Source organism: Actinoallomurus sp. NPDC050550 (genome assembly GCF_040655075.1).
Classification (GTDB): Bacteria; Actinomycetota; Actinomycetes; order Streptosporangiales; family Streptosporangiaceae; genus Actinoallomurus.
In genome coordinates this window covers 54,012-73,352 of sequence record NZ_JBFAJC010000027.1, presented here as the reverse complement: position 1 = coordinate 73,352, position 19,341 = coordinate 54,012, and the positions used below count along the sequence as shown (strand labels likewise).

19 protein-coding genes are annotated in these 19,341 nt (G+C 71.4%); 14 read left to right on the top strand and 5 right to left on the bottom strand.

The genetic code is table 11. The features are described 5' to 3' along the window. Window positions 1-618: a class I SAM-dependent methyltransferase gene (locus AB0I04_RS31840; RefSeq protein WP_360892879.1), complete on the bottom strand. Its 618-nt coding sequence runs from the start codon at window positions 616-618 to the stop codon at window positions 1-3. 197 nt (window positions 619-815) lie between these two features. Here AB0I04_RS31840 and AB0I04_RS31835 point away from each other — a divergent pair, with 197 nt between their 5' ends. From AB0I04_RS31835 to AB0I04_RS31790, 10 genes are all read left to right on the top strand, one after another. Then, window positions 816-1,817, top strand: a complete 1,002-nt coding sequence (locus tag AB0I04_RS31835; RefSeq protein WP_360892708.1) for a LacI family DNA-binding transcriptional regulator — start codon at window positions 816-818, stop codon at window positions 1,815-1,817. Then, window positions 1,814-3,310, top strand: coding sequence for a sugar ABC transporter ATP-binding protein (locus tag AB0I04_RS31830; RefSeq protein ID WP_360892705.1), 1,497 nt, complete (start codon window positions 1,814-1,816; stop codon window positions 3,308-3,310). The genes AB0I04_RS31835 and AB0I04_RS31830 overlap by 4 nt, the downstream gene beginning before the upstream one ends. Then, complete coding sequence (locus AB0I04_RS31825; protein ID WP_360892702.1) at window positions 3,307-4,266, top strand: ABC transporter permease; 960 nt, start codon at window positions 3,307-3,309, stop codon at window positions 4,264-4,266. Before AB0I04_RS31830 ends, AB0I04_RS31825 begins: the two co-directional genes overlap by 4 nt. 24 nt (window positions 4,267-4,290) lie before the next feature. Beyond that, complete coding sequence (locus tag AB0I04_RS31820) at window positions 4,291-5,238, top strand: substrate-binding domain-containing protein (RefSeq protein WP_360892699.1); 948 nt, start codon at window positions 4,291-4,293, stop codon at window positions 5,236-5,238. Next, entirely contained in the window at window positions 5,238-6,122 is an 885-nt protein-coding gene (locus AB0I04_RS31815; RefSeq protein ID WP_360892696.1) for a ribokinase, read from the top strand. The genes AB0I04_RS31820 and AB0I04_RS31815 overlap by 1 nt, the downstream gene beginning before the upstream one ends. After that, window positions 6,119-6,508, top strand: coding sequence for a D-ribose pyranase (gene rbsD, locus AB0I04_RS31810; protein ID WP_360892694.1), 390 nt, complete (start codon window positions 6,119-6,121; stop codon window positions 6,506-6,508). Before AB0I04_RS31815 ends, rbsD begins: the two co-directional genes overlap by 4 nt. Window positions 6,509-6,645: 137 nt before the next feature. Then, on the top strand, window positions 6,646-7,074 hold the full coding sequence (locus AB0I04_RS31805; protein WP_360892691.1) for a pyridoxamine 5'-phosphate oxidase family protein: 429 nt from the start codon (window positions 6,646-6,648) through the stop codon (window positions 7,072-7,074). 11 nt (window positions 7,075-7,085) lie between these two features. Continuing rightward, a complete protein-coding gene (locus tag AB0I04_RS31800) occupies window positions 7,086-7,277 on the top strand; it encodes a ferredoxin (RefSeq protein WP_252809494.1) in 192 nt (63 codons plus the stop codon). A 95-nt stretch (window positions 7,278-7,372) separates the two neighbouring features. Beyond that, window positions 7,373-8,455, top strand: coding sequence for a Zn-dependent alcohol dehydrogenase (locus AB0I04_RS31795; RefSeq protein WP_360892688.1), 1,083 nt, complete (start codon window positions 7,373-7,375; stop codon window positions 8,453-8,455). 298 nt (window positions 8,456-8,753) lie between these two features. Beyond that, window positions 8,754-8,930 (top strand): hypothetical protein, encoded by a 177-nt coding sequence (locus AB0I04_RS31790; protein ID WP_360892686.1) that lies wholly within the window; start codon window positions 8,754-8,756, stop codon window positions 8,928-8,930. Window positions 8,931-9,019: 89 nt separating this feature from the next. Here the strand turns inward: AB0I04_RS31790 and AB0I04_RS31785 are convergent, their stop codons facing one another. After that, entirely contained in the window at window positions 9,020-11,803 is a 2,784-nt protein-coding gene (locus tag AB0I04_RS31785; protein WP_360892683.1) for a hypothetical protein, read from the bottom strand. Window positions 11,804-12,025: 222 nt separating this feature from the next. Here AB0I04_RS31785 and AB0I04_RS31780 point away from each other — a divergent pair, with 222 nt between their 5' ends. After that, window positions 12,026-12,412 carry an SCO5389 family protein gene (locus AB0I04_RS31780; protein WP_360892680.1) on the top strand — a complete coding sequence of 129 codons (387 nt, stop codon included), beginning with the start codon at window positions 12,026-12,028 and terminating at the stop codon, window positions 12,410-12,412. Window positions 12,413-12,477: 65 nt separating this feature from the next. Here the strand turns inward: AB0I04_RS31780 and AB0I04_RS31775 are convergent, their stop codons facing one another. Together AB0I04_RS31775 and AB0I04_RS31770 are read right to left on the bottom strand one after the other, a co-directional pair. Beyond that, window positions 12,478-13,218, bottom strand: coding sequence for a L,D-transpeptidase family protein (locus AB0I04_RS31775; protein ID WP_360892677.1), 741 nt, complete (start codon window positions 13,216-13,218; stop codon window positions 12,478-12,480). 177 nt (window positions 13,219-13,395) lie between these two features. Continuing rightward, entirely contained in the window at window positions 13,396-13,983 is a 588-nt protein-coding gene (locus AB0I04_RS31770; protein ID WP_360892674.1) for a DUF1707 domain-containing protein, read from the bottom strand. Between the two features lie 202 nt (window positions 13,984-14,185). Between AB0I04_RS31770 and AB0I04_RS31765 the strand changes: the two genes are divergently transcribed. From AB0I04_RS31765 to AB0I04_RS31755, 3 genes are all read left to right on the top strand, one after another. Continuing rightward, on the top strand, window positions 14,186-16,048 hold the full coding sequence (locus AB0I04_RS31765) for an FAD/NAD(P)-binding protein (protein WP_360892671.1): 1,863 nt from the start codon (window positions 14,186-14,188) through the stop codon (window positions 16,046-16,048). 156 nt (window positions 16,049-16,204) lie between these two features. Further along, entirely contained in the window at window positions 16,205-17,446 is a 1,242-nt protein-coding gene (locus AB0I04_RS31760) for a putative PEP-binding protein (RefSeq protein ID WP_360892668.1), read from the top strand. A 93-nt stretch (window positions 17,447-17,539) separates the two neighbouring features. Then, window positions 17,540-18,211 (top strand): cupin domain-containing protein, encoded by a 672-nt coding sequence (locus tag AB0I04_RS31755; RefSeq protein WP_360892665.1) that lies wholly within the window; start codon window positions 17,540-17,542, stop codon window positions 18,209-18,211. A gap of 156 nt (window positions 18,212-18,367) precedes the next feature. On the opposite strand, the gene AB0I04_RS31750 is transcribed toward AB0I04_RS31755, so the two are convergent. Then, entirely contained in the window at window positions 18,368-19,267 is a 900-nt protein-coding gene (locus tag AB0I04_RS31750; RefSeq protein WP_360892662.1) for an SDR family NAD(P)-dependent oxidoreductase, read from the bottom strand. Window positions 19,268-19,341 lie beyond the last annotated feature (74 nt).

Sequence of the window (19,341 nt, the reverse complement as noted above, 5' to 3'; positions counted from 1 at the left end):
TCAGGACCGCTCCAGGACGCGGAGGGAGCCCTCGACGCGGCGTTCGGTCCACTGCCCGGTGGCGAGGGCCCGCTGGTAGACGTGGTACGGCGCCTGACCGCCGTCGGCGGGGTCGGGGAAGATGTCGTGGAAGACGAGGGCGCCGCCCGGCATGACGTGCGGCGCCCAGCCGTCGTAGTCGGCCTGGGCGAGATCCTCGGCGTGGCCGCCGTCGATGAACACCATGGCCAGTGGCCGCGCCCACAGCGCCGCGACGGCGCCGGACTCGCCGACGATCGCGATGACGTGGTCCTCGAGGCCGGCGGCGGCGATCGTCCGGCGGAACACCGGGAGGGTGTCCATCCGGCCCGTCGTCGGGTCGACGAGGGCGGGGTCGTGGTGCTCCCAGCCCGACTGGTTCTCCTCCGAGCCGTGGTGGTGGTCGACCGTGACCACCGTGGAGCCGGCCGTACGGGCGGCGGCTCCGAGGTAGACGGCCGACTTCCCGCAGTAGCTGCCGACCTCGAGGATCGGCCCGCGCGCACCGTACTCCAGGGCCGTCTCGTACAGCGCGAGCCCTTCCGGCGCCGGCATGAAGCCCTTGGCGGCCTCGGCGGCGCGGCGCAGGTCGGCCGGCATCGGCACGTCGGTCACGGGCGGCCGCCCGTCGGCTGTCGGCACGTGGTTCGTCGCCTGGCTGGTCACCCCGGGCACCCTATCCGCCGCGACCGTTGGCTCCCCATTCGCCCCTAATGTGAGCCAGGTCACATGTCGATCATGTAATCGTTTCCATATAGTCCGTGTAATCGTTTCCACAGTGCGGATGAGGAGGGCCGATGGCCGGCATCAAGGACGTCGCCGCACACGCCGGCGTCTCCGTCGCCACGGTGTCGCGCGTGCTCAACGACAGTCCGCGCGTCAGCGAGGAGACCCGGGAGAAGGTCGTGGCGGCCATGCGGGCGCTGCGCTACACGCCGAACGGCGTCGCCCGCTCGCTGCGCACCGAGGCCACCCGGACGCTCGGGCTGATCATCGGCGACATCCTCAACCCGTTCTTCGCCGCGATGGCCCGGGCGGTCGAGGACGAGGCGCGGGCGGCCGGGTACACGGTCGTCATCGGCAACGCCGACGAGCGCCCCGAGCAGCAGGACCACTACGTGCGCACGCTCCTCGAGCAGCGGGTCGACGGCCTGCTGATCTGCCCGACCGCGGAGACGACCCCGCTCGTCGAGGACTGCGTCCGCGCGGGCAGTCCCCTCGTCTTCCTCGACCGCACGCTCCCCGGCCTGGACGTGCCGGCCGTGCGCGCCGACGGCACCGCGGCCATCCACGACCTCGTCCGGCACATCCACCGGCTCGGCCACCGCCGGGTCGCGTTCATCTCCGGGCCGGAGCTGCTGTCCACCGGCCGGGAGCGGACGCGGGCGTTCCTGGACGCGATGCGAGAACGCGGTCTCGACATCCGCGACGAGTACCTCGAAGCGGGTGACTTCCAGGCGGCCAGCGGCCGGGCCATCGCGGCCCGCTTCCTCGACCTGCCCGAACCTCCCGAAGTGATCTTCGCGGGAGACAACCTCATGGCGCTCGGCGCCCTGGACGAAATCCGGGCGCGCGGGCTGCGGATCCCGGGCGACGTCGCGCTGGCCTCGTTCGACGACGTGGCCTGGTTCGTGCACCTGGACCCGCCGATCACCGCGATCACCCAGCCCGCCGAAGAGCTCGGACGGCGCGCGGTCCAGGTGCTCCTGAGCCGCGTCGAGCGCCGCCCCGTCGAGTCGGTGGTCCTGCCGGCCCGGCTCGTGATCCGCCGCTCCTGCGGAGAAACGGAGACCCGATGACAGAGGAGATCCTGCGGGTGCGCGGGCTGCGCAAGCGGTTCCCCGGGGTCGTGGCGCTCGACGGCGTCGACTTCGACCTGCGGCCGGGCGAGGTGCACGTCCTCCTCGGCGAGAACGGCGCGGGCAAGAGCACGCTGATCAAGATGCTGTCCGGCGCGTACCATCCGGACGAGGGCACGATCTTCGTGGACGGCCGGGAGACCGCGATCCGCACCGCCGAGGACGCCCAGCGGCTCGGCATCGCCACCATCTACCAGGAGTTCAACCTGGTGCCCCAGCTGACCGTGGCGGAGAACCTCATGCTCGGCCGGCCGCCCCGGCGCTTCGGGTTCGTCGACAAGAAGGCGATGTACGCCCACGCCCAGGAGCTGCTCGACCGGGTCGGCGTGGACGCGGACCCGCGTGCGCCGCTGGAGACCCTCGGCATCGCGCGGATGCAGATGGTGGAGATCGCCAAGGCGCTCGGCCTCGACGCCCGGGTGCTGATCATGGACGAGCCGACCGCCGTGCTCACGACCACCGAGGTGGAGCGGTTGTTCACGATCGTCCGGCAGCTCAAGGAGCAGGGCGTCGCGATCATCTTCATCACCCACCACCTGGAGGAGATCGCCCAGGTCGGCGACCGGGTCACGGTGCTGCGGGACGGTGCGTCGGTCGCCGAGGTACCCGCCGACACGCCCGAGGACGACCTCGTACGCCTGATGGTCGGCCGCTCCATCGACCAGCAGTACCCACGGGAACGTTCCACGCGGGGCGCTCCGCTGCTGGAGGTCCGCGGCCTCACCCGTACGGGCGTCTTCGAGGACGTGTCCTTCGAGGTGCGCGCCGGCGAGGTCGTCGGCCTGGCCGGGCTGGTCGGCGCCGGCCGTACCGAGGTGGTGCGGGCGATCTTCGGCGCGGACCACTACGACTACGGCGAGGTCCTCGTCGACGGGCGGCGGCTCCGCCGCGGCGACGTCACCACCGCCATGGAGGCGGGGCTCGGCCTGGTGCCGGAGGACCGCAAGGGCCAGGGGCTCGTCCTCGGCGCGGACATCCGGGAGAACCTCGGCCTGGTGACGATGCGCCACGCGACGCACGCCGGGTTCGTCGACCGGGCGGGCCAGACCAAGGCCGCCGCCAAGGTCGCCGAGCAGCTCGGCGTGCGGATGAGCGGCCTCACCCAGGAGGTCCGCACGCTGTCCGGCGGCAACCAGCAGAAGATCGTCATCGGCAAGTGGCTGCTGGCCGAGGCGAAGGTCCTCATCCTCGACGAGCCGACGCGCGGCATCGACGTCGGCGCGAAGGTCGAGATCTACCAGCTCATCAACTCGCTCACCGCCGCCGGGCACGCGGTGCTCATGATCTCCAGCGACCTCCCCGAGGTGCTGGGCATGAGCGACCGGGTGCTCGTGATGGCGCGCGGCAGGCTCGCCGGCGAGCTCAGCGCCGCCGACGCGACCCAGGACTCGGTGATGGCGCTCGCCGTCGGCGAATTGGAGGAGACAGCATGACAACGGGAGTCCTGCGCCTGCGCAAGGGCGGTTCCGTACTGAGCGAGAACGGCTCGCTCATCGGCCTCATCGTCCTGGTCGTCGCCCTGACGCTGCTGTCCGGCGACTTCCTCACGGTGACGAACCTGCTCAACGTCGGCGTCCAGGCGGCGGTCACCGCGATCCTCGCCTTCGGGCAGACCTTCGTCATCATCTCGGCCGGCATCGACCTGTCGGTCGGCGCGGTCGCGGCCCTCTCGGCGGTCGTCCTCGCCTGGACCGCCACCAGCAACGGGATGCCCTGGCCGCTGGCCACCGGCTTCGCGCTGCTCGTCGGCATCGCGTGCGGCCTCGTCAACGGCGCGCTGATCACGTACGGGAAGCTGCCGCCGTTCATCGCCACGCTCGCCATGCAGGGCGTGGCGCGCGGCCTCGGCCTCGTCATCTCCCAGGGCAGCCCCATCGCCCTGCCCGACTCGGTGTCGCACCTCGGCGACACGATCGGCAGCTACCTGCCCGTGCCGGTGATCGTGATGCTCGTGATGGGCGTCATCACCGCCGTCGTGCTGAACCGCACGTACGCCGGCCGCGCGATGTACGCGATCGGCGGCAACGAGGAGGCCGCCCGGCTGTCCGGGATCAAGGTCACCCGGCAGAAGCTCATCACGTACGCCCTGGCGGGCGGATTCGCCGCCATCGCCGGCATCGTGCTGGCCAGCCGGCTCGCGTCGGCCCAGCCGCAGGCCGCCCTCGGCTACGAGCTGGACGCGATCGCCGCGGTCGTCATCGGCGGCGCCAGCCTGTCCGGCGGCAAGGGCAAGGCCCTCGGCACCTTCGTCGGCGCTCTCATCCTCGCCGTGCTCCGCAACGGCCTGAACCTCCTGTCGGTCTCCGCCTTCTGGCAGCAGGTCGTGATCGGGGTCGTCATCGCCCTCGCGGTGCTCCTCGACACGCTGCGCCGCCGCCAGACCCGCTGAAGAATCAAGAAAGGTCTCACCATCATGCAGTTCATCAAGCCGGCCGCGGTGGCGGCCGCCGGAGCGGTCCTCGCCCTCGGCCTCACGGCCTGCAACAAGAGCTCCTCCACCGGCGGCGGTGGCGGCGACATCAAGCTCGGCCTGTCCGTCTCCACGCTGAACAACCCGTACTTCGTGCAGCTGCGCCAGGGCGCCGAGGCGGAGGCGAAGAAGGAGGGCGTCAAGATCACGGTCACGGACGCCCAGAACGACGCCTCGCAGCAGGTCAACCAGGTGCAGAACTTCGTCAGCCAGAACATGAAGGCGATCATCATCAACCCGGTCGACTCCTCGGCCGCCGCGCCGGCGGTCAAGGCCGCCGACCGCAGCAAGATCCCCGTGATCGCCGCCGACCGCGGTGTGACCGGCGCGGACGCCGCCCAGACCGTCGCGTCCGACAACGTCGCCGGCGGCAAGCTGGCGGCGCAGGAGCTCGGCAAGGCGCTCGGCGGCAAGGGCAAGGTCGCCGTCCTGCAGGGCACGGCGGGCACCTCCGCCGCCCGGGACCGGCAGCAGGGCTTCGCCGAGGGCATCAAGGCGTTCCCCGGCATCCAGGTCGTCGCGCAGCAGCCCGCCGACTTCGACCGGACCAAGGGCCTCGACGTCATGACCAACCTGATCCAGGCGCACTCCGACATCACCGGCGTGTTCGCGGCCAACGACGAGATGGCGCTGGGCGCGATCAAGGCGCTGGGCGGGAAGGCCGGCAAGCAGGTCAAGGTGGTCGGCTTCGACGGTACGCCGGACGGGATCAAGGCCATCCAGGCGGGCACGCTGACCGCCGACGTCGCCCAGCAGCCGGTGCTCCTGGGTCAGCTGGCCGTACAGTCCGCCGTGAAGGCCGCGAAGGGCGGCAAGATCGACGCTAACGTGGCCGTCCCCGTGAAGGTGGCCACGAAGGACAATGTCGCCCAGTTCACGAACGGAGCCTGATGCCGGACAAGACCTACGACGTGCTGGTCGTCGGCTCGGTCAACGCGGACCTCGTGGTCCGCGTCGACCGGCGCCCGGCGGCCGGGGAGACCGTCCTCGGCTCGGACCTGGCGACCTATCCGGGCGGCAAGGGGGCCAACCAGGCCGTCGCCGCCGCCCGGCTGGGCGGCCGGGTGGCCTTCCTCGGCCGCGCCGGCACCGACGGCCAGGGCGTCTTCCTGCGAGACGCCCTGCGCGAGGACGGCGTGGACATCGCCCACCTCCTCACCACACCGGGCCCGAGCGGGGTCGCGCTGATCACGGTGGACCCCGACGGTGACAACAGCATCATCGTCTCCCCCGGGGCGAACGGCCGGATCACCGAGGATGACGTCACGGCGGCCAGGCCGCTGATCGCCGACGCCTCGGTGGTCTCGCTCCAGCTGGAGATCCCCCTCGAGGCCGTGCTGGCCGCCGCGCTCGCCGCCGACGACGCCGGTGCCCGTGTGGTGGTCAACCTGTCGCCGCCCACCGAGGTCCCGGACGAGCTCCTCGCGCTGTGCGACCCGCTCGTCGTCAACGAGCACGAGGCCGCCTTCCTCGGCGCGAGCGACCCGGCCGGGCTGCTGGCGCGCGGCCCGCGCTCCGTCGTGATCACGAAGGGCGCGGAGGGCGCGGTCGTCGCCGACGACAGCGGCGTGACCGAGGTCCCGAGCCCGCGCGTCGAGGCCGTGGACACGACGGGGGCCGGGGACGCGTTCACCGGGGCCCTGGCGTGGCGGCTGGCGCAGGGCGACGACCTCGCGGAGGCCGCGCGCTTCGCGGCCCGCGTCGGCGCGGCCGCCGTGCGCGTGGCCGGTGCCCAGAGCTCGTTCCCGCGCCTTGGGGACCTGGAGGACATGTGAAGCGCGCGGGAATCCTCAACGGCGCCCTCTCGGGCGCCCTGGCCCGGCTCGGGCACACCGACCAGGTGCTGATCTGCGACAGCGGCATGCCGATCCCGGCCGACGTCGAGGTCGTGGACCTCGCGTTCCTGCCGGGCATCCCCGGCTTCGCCGAGGTGCTCGACGGGATCCTGACGGAGCTGGTCGTCGAGGGCGCGATCGCGGCGGAGGAGGTCGTGGGCGGCAACCCCGAGTGCCACGCCCTCCTCGACGACCGGCTGCCCGCCCTGACGTACGTGCCGCACGAGGAGCTGAAGCTGCTCGCGCACGCCGTCAAGCTCGTGGTCCGGACGGGCGAGGCGACCCCGTACGCGAACGTGATCCTCCGGTGCGGCGTGGCGTTCTGACCCGCCGCACCGGCCGACGGTGCGACCGCTTGGGAGCGCGGTGCGACCGCTTGGGAGCGCGGTCGCACCGCGCCCCTTGCCGCCACTGACTGAAACGTGTTCTACTTTCTGGCGTGAGTCAGCGCTCCCGTGTCGCGATGACGGATGACGAGGTCGCCACGCTCCTCAAGGAGCAGAAGAAACTCCAGCTGGCGACCATCAACCGCGACGGCACCCCACACCTGGTCACCATGTTCTACGGACTGGTCGACGACAAGATCGCGTTCTGGACCTACCGGACCTCGCGGAAGGCGCACAACCTGCGCCGCGACCCTCGGGTGACCTGTCTCATCGAGGCGGGCGAGGAATACTTCGAGCTGTGCGGGCTGATGCTGTACGGCACGGTCCGGGCCCTTACCGAACCGAACGACGTTCGGTATGTTGGCACCGAAGTGGTCCGCAGGATGATGGATCTTGAGGACGACGACGCCATCGCCCCGTTCGTCGAGCAGACCGCGGCCAAGCGCCACGCCTACATCGTCGAGCCGACGAGCGTCGCGTCCTGGGACCATCGCAAGCTCACCTGAGCGAGGGAGCCATGGAAGTACGAGTCGATCCGCTGGTATGCGAGGCCAACGGCGTGTGCGTGGGGCTGGTGCCCGAGGTGTTCGACCTCGATGACGACGATGTCCTGCACATCGTCGAGCCGCACCCACCCGCCGAGCTGCTCGACCGCGTCCGGCACGCCGTACGGTCCTGCCCCAAGGCCGCGCTGACCCTCGAGGAGTAGTCCCGGCGCCCCGACCGGGGGCCACATCGGCGTCCGGCCCGGGCGCCACATCGTCGGCCGGCGCTCCCGTCGGCCCTGCCATGGAGGTGTGCACGGTGCGAGCCGCGGTCCTACGCCAGGTCGGTGACGAGGAGCTCGATCTGCGCGACGACGCCACGACGACCGAGCCCGGTCCCGACCAGGTCAAGGTCAAGGTCAAGGCGACGGGCGTCTGCCACTCCGACCTGTCGGTCCTGTCGGGCGTGCTGCCGATGCCGACGCCATGCGTCCCCGGGCACGAGGGCGCCGGCGAGGTCGTCGAGGTCGGCGACCGGGTCACGAACGTCCAGCCCGGCGACCACGTCGTCATCAACTGGACGCCCGACTGCGGCACCTGCGCCGACTGCCTGCGCGGCGAGCCGTACCTCTGCATGACCTTCCTCGTCGAGGCCTTCGGCGACCCGCGGTTCCGGCTGGGCGACGAACCGGCCTTCGGCATGGTCGGCTGTGGCACCTGGGCGGACGAGCTCGTGGTCCCTCGGCAGGCCGTCATCAAGGTGGCCGACGACGTGCCGTTCGACTACGCCGCGCTGCTCGGCTGCGGCATCCCGACCGGCGTCGGCGCGGTCTTCAACACGGCGAAGGTGCGGCCCGGGTCGAAGGTCGCCGTCGTCGGCGCGGGCGGCGTGGGCCTGTCGGTGATCCAGGGCGCCCGGATCGCCGGCGCGGCGACCATCCTGGCCATCGACCCGAACGAGGCGAAGCACCCCGTCGCAAAGCAGTTCGGCGCGACTCACACCGCGACGCTCGACGATCTCACGGAGACGAACGGCCTGCTGACGGGAGGCCAGGGCTTCGACTACGTCTTCGAGGTGGTCGGGAAGGCCGCGGCCATCCAGACGGCGTGGCAGATCACCCGGCGCGGCGGCGACGTCATCGTGGTCGGCGCGGGCGCGGGCGACGACAACTTCCAGATGAGCGCGTTCTCGCTGCTGTTCGAGGGCAAGACGCTCAAGCCCTCGCTGTACGGCGAGAGCGATCTCAAGCGCGACATCCCGCTCTTCGTCGACCTGTGGCGCGCCGGCAAGCTCGACCTCGAGGGCCTGATCACGCGGCGGATCAGGTTCGAGAACCTCAATGACGCCATCGCCACACTGAAGCGCGGCGACGCGATCCGGCAGGTCGTGCTCTTCGACTAGGGCGTGTCCTAGACCCGGCTTCAGCCGCAGACGTGAAAAAGGGCGGCCGGCGGGCGCTGCCCGGCCGCCGGCCGCCCAGCCGCAGCCCGTGCTCCCTGACCCAGTGAGGGGAGCGCGGGTCACGCCGTGATGATGTCCCGGACCGGGACGCCGGTCACCCGACCTCGGTGACTCGTCCGTACATCGCCGCGCGTGGCGAATTCGCTACACCATTCCCGACGGCCCTCAAGTGGCGAAAGTTTTAATCCCCCCATATCGGGCATCTGGCGGGCGTTCAACCCCGAACCAGGAGGCTCATATGCGGATACGGGGCGGCTTCAGCTTCGTCGGCCTGATTTACATATTGATCGGCATCTTCGTGGCGTGGGACCGCCACTACATCACGATCAGCCTGCTCAAGCACGTCCTGAGCGCGCTTCTCGCCATCTTCCTGTGGGTCCTCCTTCTCCTCGGCGTCGATCTTCACGTGAGCTGACGCCTTCCCCGCAACGTCATTGCGGCCGCCGTTCGACAAGGGCGGCCGCAATGACGTTTTCGCGCGACCGAATCCGGGCCGGGCCGGGCTCAGGGAATGGGCCGGCGCCACAAAGTCGGCACGTCCCCGGACGCGTCACCCGTGAATCCGACGCCGACCAGCGTGCCGCCGGTGACGGTCAGCCCGGTGAGCCGCTGCGTACCGAGCCCGTTCAGCCCCAGACCCGCCGGCCGCGACGACCGCCACGTACGGCCGTCCGCCGAGGTCCACAGCACCACGTCCGAACCGGCCGCGCCGGCGAGCACGAACCCGTGCGCCGTCGCCGTCGCCGCCGTCACAGCCGTGCCCTGTCCCGCCCCGGGCAGCGAGACGGGCTGCCAGGTCCGGCCTCCGTCCGCCGAGACCTCGGCGAAGGCGGCCGTGCCGGGGGCGTCCGCGGCCGGCGGGCCGGTCACGCCTGCGGCGCCGGTCACGCCGGTGGCGACCAGCACGCCGTTCCGCGCCACGACCGACGTCAGCGAACCGGCGGCGGCGCCCTGCGGCAGCGTCGGCGCGGCCGGGGACAGCGTCCACTTCTTGCCGTCCGGTGAGGTCCACACCGCCGGCTGCGCCGTCTTGTTCTTCGTCTGACCGCCGACCGCGACGAACCCGGTGGACCCCGCCGTCACGTCGCCCATCCACCTGGGCGCGTCACCGGTGCCGGGCAGGTCGCCCTTGCCCGCGCTCCCGGCCCCCGCCCAGTTCTTCAGGTCCGTGGAGAACCAGGCGCCCGCTCCGTCGCCGGACCGGCCCACGACGACGTACGCGCCGCCGTTCGCGGCGGCGGCCACCGGCGCGAGGCCGGCCGTGTCGAACGCCTTGCCGCCCTGGACGTTCTGCCAGGAGCCGCCGTCCGCCGACATCAGGACCAGCGGGCGGCCGCCTGCGTGCCCGACCGCGAGCCAGCCCGCGGTCCCGTGAACGGCGTCGAGGATCTGCCGGGGAGGCGCGCCGGCCGGGAGCGTGGCCCGGGTCCACGCCGAGCCGTCCGCCGACGTCCACAGCGCGGCGTCGCCGTTGGAACTGCCGACCGCGAGGACCCGGCCCGCGTCCGCGACCAGCCCGGAGAGCGTACGCTCCGGATGCACGGCGTCCGGGACCGCGGTGAGGTTCACGTCGCCGACCCCCGCCACCGTGAGGTAGGCGTCGGCCGTGCCGATCCGGCCGGTGACCACCGGACCGGCGGTCGCCGGCGCCACGTCGGTGAGGACACGGCCCGGCGGGACGTCGCCGGCGCGCCGCCAGCTCTTGCCGTCCGCGCTGCTGAGCGCGGCGTTCCGGCCGCCGCCCACGGCGGCGAGCGCCGCCAGGCCCCCGTCCGCGCCACGCAGCGCGACGAGGTGGGAGTAGCCGTCCGTGCCGAGCTGACCGACCGGCGCCCAGGTCTGCCCGTCGGCGGAGCCGAAGATCACCGCGTACGCGGTCGTCTTGCGGTTCTTCTTCGAGCCCGTGGTCCGAGACGCCTCACGGGCGGCGAACAGCCCGGAACGCGTCGCCGCCAGCGCCACGACGCTCCCTGACGACCCTTGGGCCTGCGGAATCGTCACCGGCGCCCAGCTGCGCCCGGAGTCCGGCGACCGCCAGAAGGTCTCCCGGTCCGTCGTCTGCTGAACCGTCTTCTTTTTCTTCTTGACCGTCTTCGTGACCGTCGTGGTCGTCCGCAGCGTCCCCTCGGCGACGACCGTGTCGCCGTACGCCGCGACGCTGTAGATCCGCAGCGGCGTGCCCGCCGACGGGGGGCTGAGCTGCTCGGGGCCGATACGTGACCACGTGCGGCCGTCACGGGAGGTCCAGACGATGGGCTGCGTGCCGCCCTTCACCGCCGCCGTGCCGGCCGCGACGAATCCCGAACGCGTGCGGACCAGGCGATCGATCTTGTCACCGGGGCCGAACGCGCCGGCGACCGCGGTGCGCTTCCACGACCGGGCGTCACGGCTCGTCCACGACACGACGCCCGAGGACGTCACGCCGAGCGCCGCCCACGCCCCGCCCCCGCCGGCGACCAGCTGCGGGTACTCCCCCGCCGGCGGATCGCCGCCGTCGTCGCCGCGCACGCGCGCGGCCCGCCAGGTGCGGCCGCCGTCGGACGAGGTCAGGAACTGCGCCCGGGAGTACACGCCGCCCTGCTCGGAGCCGATGGCCACGACGGTGTCACCGGCCGCGGCCACGGCGGCGAGCGCGTGCGCCCGGCCACTGGTCTTGGCCGCCGGATCCAGGGTGAACACGCGGTCCGCGGCCACCGCGGCGGGGATCGCCGGCTTCTTCGGCTTGTCGCCGCCGCCCGTTCCGAACAGGGCGTACGCCCCGCCGCCGAGGACGACGACCGCGGCGGCGGCGATCGCCACGGGCCGGACCGGAATGGAGGGGAGGCGGCGCGCCCGCTGCGGGGGCGTCCACGGCTCCGCGTCCGCCGCCGGCGACTCCGCGGGCGGCGTGGCCGGCGGTGCGGGCGGGGCGGGCGACGCGGGTGGGGGTGCGGGCGAGGCGGGCGGCGCGGGCGGCGCGCCGCTCGGATAGGCCGCGGCGCTCGCCGCGACGGGGACGCTGGCGGGAGGGGACGGGCGGCGCTGCGGCTCGCCTCGGCTCCAGTCGATGCCGGCCCGGTGCCACACTGCGTTGGAACGCTGCCAGGGCGAGGAGGTCGGCACGCCGGGTACGCGGCGGCCGTCCGGCGCGGGCTCCTCCGCCGCCTCCGCGAGCCGCTCGCTGATCCGGCGACGCTCGTCGCGACCGGAGCGCCGGGGGGTGCCCGGCCGGGGATTCTTGGGGTCCGGACGGACGGCACTGCCGCCGAAAGGCTCCCCGGGGGGCGCTCCGCTTCCGGGAGTGGTCACGCTCACCTCTTGTCAAAAGACCGTTCGTGCAGGACCTATCAAACCGCTATTCGGACCGCAATGGGGCCCGGGAGCGGAGCATCCCGGATGGAATCTCACCGCGGAAACGGCCTGTGACCGGCCCATTCCCATCCGTCGACGGCAACGCGGAGACGGTCCTCACCATCAGGCCAATAGACGCCTTCGGCACGGCCCGCCTACCGTCCCGACGGAGGTGGTGACATGTCCCTGACCGTATCCCCCGAGCTGATCGAGCGCGCCCACCGGGACGACGTCGACGACGCGGCCTTCGTCGACTGCGTCCGCACGTCCCTGCCGTACGCCTGGCAGGTCGTCGCCGGGCTGATCGATGAGCTCCGGACGGACGGCGCCGACTTCGCGGCCAACGAGGTGCCGCCGCCCGACGAGACCGCCCGCGGTCAGCTGCTGCGCATGCTGGCCAGTGACGCGATGCGCGGAGCGCTGGAGCGGCACTTCGGGGTGCGCCTGGCATTCCAGAACTGCCACCGCGTCGCGGTGTTCCGGCCGGGTGCCGACGATTCCTACCGGGAGTTCGTCACGCCGCGCGCGCAGATCCTCAACCAGCGTCCCGAGCTCGTCGACTGCTGAGGAAAAAAGCCCCGGAACGGCGAACGGAGCCGTACGCGTCCGCGTACGGCTCCGTTTTATCGAGGTCAGGACGGCGCGTGGCCCCGGAGGTAGACCCTGGTGCCGATCGGCAGCAGGTTGGCGACGATGTCCGCGGTGTGCATCGGCGTCCGCACGCAACCGTGCGAGGCCGGGTACAGCGGCACGTCCGGCTCACCGTGGATGGCGTAGCCGCCGTGGAAGTAGTTGCCCTTGTACAGCTTGCCGAGCGGACCGGTCTCCCAGCCCTTGGCCTTCCGGTAGACGCTGTAGTTGCCGGTCGGCGTCCGCCCGTTGACCTTCTGGCCCTTGTAGTAGTAGTACGCCCGGCCGCTCGAGATGTGGCTGATGAGGGTCAGCCTGCCGCCCTTGTAAATGAAGAGCAGCTGGTGCGTCAGGTCGACCTCGGCGCGGTTCGCCGCGCCACCCTTGACGATGGATTTCGGAGTCCGGGGCTTGGCCAGCGCGGCCCAGGTCTTCGTGCCGACCGGCGCCGCCTGCGTCGGGTGCATTCCCTGGACCTTCTGGAACGCCCAGACGGCGAAGCGGGTCTGACTGCCGTACTGGCCGTCGACCGTCCCCGGGTCGTAGTGGAGGGCGGCCAGGCGCTGCTGCAGACGCGTCACCGCAGGGCCCTTGTCGCCGAAGTGGAGCGTCGGGTTGGCCTGCGCCGAGACGGGGGATGTGGCGGCGACGGCGTACGCCGACGCGGGGGCGGCCACAGCCGGGACGAGGGCCATTGCCGACAACGTCCCTATGACGGCGGCCTTCCCCAGGCTTTTTCGCATACAGGTCTCCCAAACATTGACAGATGGCACAGCCCACCTGTTTTACCTCATGCGGGCAACCTTTACGATGCCTTTCCGGTCGCGGAGGTTCGTTCGGGTTGTGTGGGAGTTGTCACTTCCGCCGGAACGCGGAGGTCAGCACCTGGGAGCGGCGGTCAGTGCTAAGGGCAGAAGACCTCAGCGTTTGGGCATGGTGCGGGTCTCGACCAGGCCTTTATAGGCGAACGCCCGAATGTGCACGATCGGGGCGTCGGCCGCCAGGTCACCCACCCAGTCCTCGTCCCGGGTGACACCGAAACCGTTCACCTCGACGCGGATGCCGGGCGGCACGATGACCTGGATGTCCGACTTGTAGGCGATGGCGAGGATGGTGGTGACCGGCTCCGTCAGCTCCGCGGCCCGCAGGTCGAGCACCCCGCTGCCCTTGTAGACGAGGGCCCGGAACTTCCCGGGTACCCGCCAGCGCCCGGCGTGACGCACGCCGTTCTTGTAGGCGACCGTGTAGCGGCCGGGCTTGGGACCGGCCACCGGGGCCGAGGACCGCTGCACCACGGGAGCGGTGGCCGCCGGCAGGTCGGCGAGCAGCGTGGCGAGCTCGGCATGGGTCCGGGCGGCCAGGGCCCCGCGCATGCGCTCGTCGAACTCCCCGTCGGTGAGGCGTCCCTCGGCGAAGGCCACCTGCAGCCGCTGGACCGTCTCGTCGCGCTCCTGGTCGGAGGCGCGCATGCTCGGCCGGTCCGGCGTCGCCCCGTCGTACGGCTCCATCGATACCCCCTTCAAATCGAGATGTATCGTAACTTATCTTCTCTCTAACTCCGAGGGGGATCGCGGACGCTTTCCGGGCACGAGCGACCCGGGTGCCGGTGCCGCTGTGGCAGCGGTGCATTGAGCGGCATGGTGATCGGCGCTACGCTCGGCCGCCGGTAGACCTTGTCGCGAACGATCGGCGCGTACGGGAGTGGCCACGATGGGCTTCTCAGTGCCTCGCAGGGTGGTCATCGTCGGAGCGGGCTTAGGCGGCACCGCCACCGCCATCCGCCTCTTGCGGTTCGCCCGGGAGCCTTTGCAGGTGGTGGTGATCGAGCGGCGATCCGATCATCGGAGCGCCGGCGTGGCCTACCACCGGGCCGGCAACCACTGGCATCACGTCTTCAACATCCAGGCGGGCCGCATGTCGATGTTCCGGGAGGACGTCGACGATTTCGTGGACTGGGCCAACCATGAGGCCGATCGGGCCGGCTGGCCCCCGGAGTGGAGTGGCTTAACGTTCACCGAGTCCGGACCGGCGCCCCGCCGGATCTACGCCGACTACCTCGCCGCCCGCCTCGCCGAGGCCGCGCGCGAAGCGCCCCACCGCGTGACCCTGCTCGAAGCCGACGGCGAGGTCGTCGACATCGGAGTCGGCACGGGTCGCGTGCACCTCGTCGTCGAGAACTACTCCCTGCCGCACACCGACACCGGGCCACGCCGGATGATTCTCGAGGCCGACCACGTCGTCATCGCGACAGGCCTGGAGGAACGGGACCTTCCGTTCGCGACCGGTGTGACCGACCACCCCGCGTTCGTGCGCCACCCCTACTCCGAAGCCGGAATCGAGCGACTCCTCGGCCTCCGGAAGGATGCCGTGGTCGCCATCATCGGCACGTTGCTGAGCGCGTACGACTCGGCCTCGCTTCTCCTGCGGCGTGGCCATACCGGGAAGCTCCACATGATCTCCCGTTCCGGCCTGACGCTCCGCACCTATCCTCCGGACCACCGGCACCACGTCCTCAGCCTGCCGGCTCCACGGCTGCACGCCGACGGCTACGAAGGCCGCGAGAACCTCGTTCAGCGCTTCAAGGACGAATGGGAACGGGCGTGCGCCATCGTCGCCCGGGAACATCCCGCCGTGGATCGCGCGGTGGTGACCGAACGAGTCGCCAAGTCCTGGGAGCCTCACCTGCCCGAGGCCCTGGCACGCGTCCCCTCGTCCGATCTCCGCGCGCTCCTCGACGGCTACGGGAGCCTGCTGGCCACGCTGCGAGTAGGCGCCATGCCGTACATCACCGAGTTCGTCCACCCGGCGATGGCGGACGGCGGGCAGATCATCCTCACCAGCGGGAGGGTCGACGAGATCGTCGGCACCGAGGCCGGCACTCTGAAGCTGTCCGTGTCCGGGCCGGCGTCGACGCAGACGATCGAAGCAGATCTCGTGATCGCCGGCTTCGGGCGGGAGCCGAACTACGAGCGAGTCGGTTCGGCGCTCTGGACGAACCTGTTGCGGAAGAAGATCGCCGTGCCGCACCAGCGCACCGGGCGCGGCGTCGAGGTGGACGCCTGCGGCAACCTCCTCGGACCGACCGGCGCCCGTTCCGGTCCCATCTCCGTGGTCGGTGGTCCCCGCGAGGGCGACGAGATCGTGCGGTACGGCCGAATGGGCGCGTTCGCGTTCAACCTCGCCGCGATCAAGAACCATTCGGTGGGCGTCGCCGCGACCGTGCTGCGGCAACTCGAGTCCTGCTACGACGAACCGGCCGACGACGCGGCCGCGAGCGTGACCGATGCGGAGGACCCCGAGGTGCGCGCGGCGTTCGCCCGCTCGGTCATGCTCGATGTGCGCCGAATGGCCACTCGGCGTCGTCGCGACCGCGAAGCCGTGACGATCCGGCTCGAGGAGAGCCTTCAGGCCTTTCGCGGCGCCATGACCGGCGACGGCGAAGCCACCGTGACGGACTCTGCGCTGCGGTTCGTCGTGAACAGGGCCGCCATGACGAAACTCAACGACCTGTCCGTGACGCCACGGGACCTCCGTTCCCTGCTCGGGCTCGATGGGCCTCCGGAGTCCGATTAGCCGGAAATCCAACCTCAGCATTCGAGAGGGTGCGCGGTCGTCTCGACGACCGTCAGTCTTTGATCATGCGCTGACCGGATGAGGTGGATCGCGGACCACGTCGAGGCGCGGTCGCCCTCGGTCCGGCCGACCGGGAATCGGTGAGAGAGGACACCCGTGAGCCATCGCGAAGTACAAGGGGTTCTACTGGTCGATTCGCCCGAGCGGAGTGTCCGGGGCACCTGCGATCGCACCGGGAAACCGGTCGACGGTGCCATTCTGGTGGTCGACACGCTCGGCCCGGAACTTTACGACGCCATCGTCACCTCGTCCGCCGTGATCTGCGCGAGAGGCGGCCGGACCGGCCACATGCAGTCCCTCTGCCGTTCGCGCGGAATCCCCGTCCTTCGGATCGACCGGTTCGAGCTGGACACGCTCGTCGGCGAGGTCACGATTCTGCTCGATCGCGAGTCGGTCGTTCTCGGCGAAGCCGAACCCGCGCCGCAGCCGCCGGAGTTCCCGGCCGCCACCTTCGACGACATCGAGTCGATCTGCGTGGTCGTCACCGACGCCACGGACATCCGATCCACGAACGCCCTCGCACCGCGCGTCGAGCGTGTGAACTCCTACTTCATCCGCGAGGAGTTCCTCTGCTTCGCCGCCGGCCTGAGCCCGATCGACGCACTTCGCGCCGGGGTTCACGAGGCCGAGCGCTACGGCGCCGCCGTGGCCTCGGAGCTGTGCTCGATGGTGAACGAACTGCTCCCCGGCCAACGCCTGGTCATGAGGCTGCTCGACCTGCGCTCGGACGACGCCGCCCAGATCACGACCGGTGTGCACGTGGTCGACGAGCCGAACCCCGAACTCGGCCTCCACGGCGCCAGATGGCTGCTGCATGAGCGCCACTACCCCCATGCGTTCCGGGCGCTCCGCGCCCACGTACGGGAACGCCTGGGCGCGGACGCGGGCCGAGTGAGCTTCGCCGTTCCGTTCATCAACGACCGCGATGAGTTCCTGCGACTGCGGCGGTCCCTCGGCTTGAGGGACGACACGCCGCTCGGCGTCTTCGTCGAGACGCCGGCCGCCGTGCATTCGGCGGCAGAGTTCTGCGCCTCTGGAGCCGGCGAACTGTTCGTCGGCACCAAGGACCTGATCCAATTCTACCTCGCAGCCGACCGGGGCAACCACTTGGTCTCCTCCACCTACCAGACCCGGCATCCGGCCGTCCTGGCCGCGCTGCGCCAGACCGTCGAGTCCGGCCGCGACGCCGGGGTTCCGGTGCACGTGTTCGCGCTGGGCGTCGATGTGGACCACTACCTGCGGCACGTCCCGGCACGCAGGCTCATGATGTGCACCGCCGAGTTGCGGCAACGCGCCCGGAAGGTCCGGGCCTCGGCGCCGGCCGCTCTGAAATCGTGACGAGTCGTCGCCGTGCTCGCGGAGGTGCCCTTCCACCGGACGAGGTGAGCGCCGGTCAGAGCGACGGGCCCTCGCCCGCACTACGGTGGAACCGTGCTCCTACTCACGACGCTCGACGCCTGGCGCGCCCGGCCGGACGAGCCGTTCCGCAGCGAGACCGCCGCGTACGCACCGGAGGAGGACGCCGCCGGCCTGGCGACCGACGCCTTCGGCGGCGACCAGCAGGTCATCGCGCTGGTGTTCGACCACCCGCCGCTGACGCTGCCCGGCGCCGTCAACCGATCGACCGTCACGGAGATCCGGTACGCCCGCCGCGAGCCGGGCGGGCGGGTCACCGGCTTCCACACCAGGCCCACGATCGCCGAGGCTCTCGACCTGATGCCGCACCCGGAGGGCGGCTGGTTCCGCGAGACGTGGCGGACGTCCGTACGGGTGGCGGCGCACGGCGGCGAGCGGGCGACCGCCACCGGGATCTACTTCCTGCTCGGGCCGGGCGAGGAGTCGATGTGGCACGCGGTCCGCTCGGACGAGGTGTGGCTGTGGCATCGCGGCGGCCCCCTGGAACTGACGCTGGGCGGGGAGGCCGACACGCCCGGCAGGCAGACCGAGACGATCATCTTGGGGCCGGAGGTCGAGGACGGCCAGCGTCCGCAGGCGCTCGTGCCGGCCGGCGTCTGGCAGGCCGCCCGGCCCGCGTCGGACCGGGAGGTCCTGGTCAGCTGCGTCGTCTCCCCCGGCTTCGACTTCGCCGACTTCCGGGTGTGACCCGGCCGCGCCCGCGACGAGGCCGTCCCCGACCGCGGAGCGACGCGGGACGGCCCGCTCACCACCGGCCCGCGGGTATCGGGGGCGGCAAGGCCGACCACCGGCCCGCGGCTGCCGCGACCAGGCCCTGAGCGCTCGCCGAGCCCGCGGCCGGCCTTACTGCAGCGCCTGGAACAGCGCCGTCGTCTGCTCGCCGATGTTCTTGGGGAGCAGGTACGGCTCGGTCTCGTTGATCTGCTGCCAGTTGTCGCGGACGTCCTCGACGCTCAGCCCGTCCTTCTTGGTGAAGCCGGGGCCCTCGGCGACGAAGACCCGGGACACGCGCCCGCCGCCGACCGAGTAGGTCTCGCCGCTACCGTCGTTGCTCTCGTGGGCCAGCCAGACGACGACCGGCGTGACGTGTTCGACGCTGAGCCGGTCCTGGAACTCGGCGGGGAACAGGTCCTCCGTCATCCGGGTCCACGCGATCGGGGCGATCGCGTTGACCTTGATGCCGTACTTGGCGCCCTCGGCCGCGAGCGTCTTGGTCAGGCCGACGAGGCCCATCTTCGCCGCCGAGTAGTTCGCCTGCCCGAAGTTGCCGAACAGGCCCGCCGGCGACGACGTCATGACCACCCGGCCGTACGCCTGCTCGCGCAGGTGCGGCCAGGCGGCGTGCGTGACGAGGAACGACCCGCGCAGGTGCACGGCGATGACCTGGTCGAACTCCTCCGGAGACATGTTCTTGAACGATTTGTCCCGCAGGATGCCGGCGTTGTTGACGACGATGTCCACGCGGCCGAACGCGTCGAGGGCGGCCCGTACGATCGCCTCCGCGCCCTCCACGGTGGCCACGTTGTCGGGGCTGGCGACGGCCTCGCCGCCGTTCTTCTTGATCTCGGCGACCACGTCGGCGGCCGGGCCCGTGGAGGCGCCGCTGCCGTCGAGCGCACCGCCGAGGTCGTTCACGACGACCTTCGCGCCGCGCGCGGCGAGCTCGAGCGCGTGCTGCCGCCCGAGGCCGTGGCCCGCGCCGGTGACGATGGCCACCCGTCCGTCAAACCGCAGTTCCGCCATTCTCCGTACCCTCCTCGCGACCTGATCTCCTGGACCCTGGGTCCGCCTTGCGGACAGTCTCCATCACTCGACCG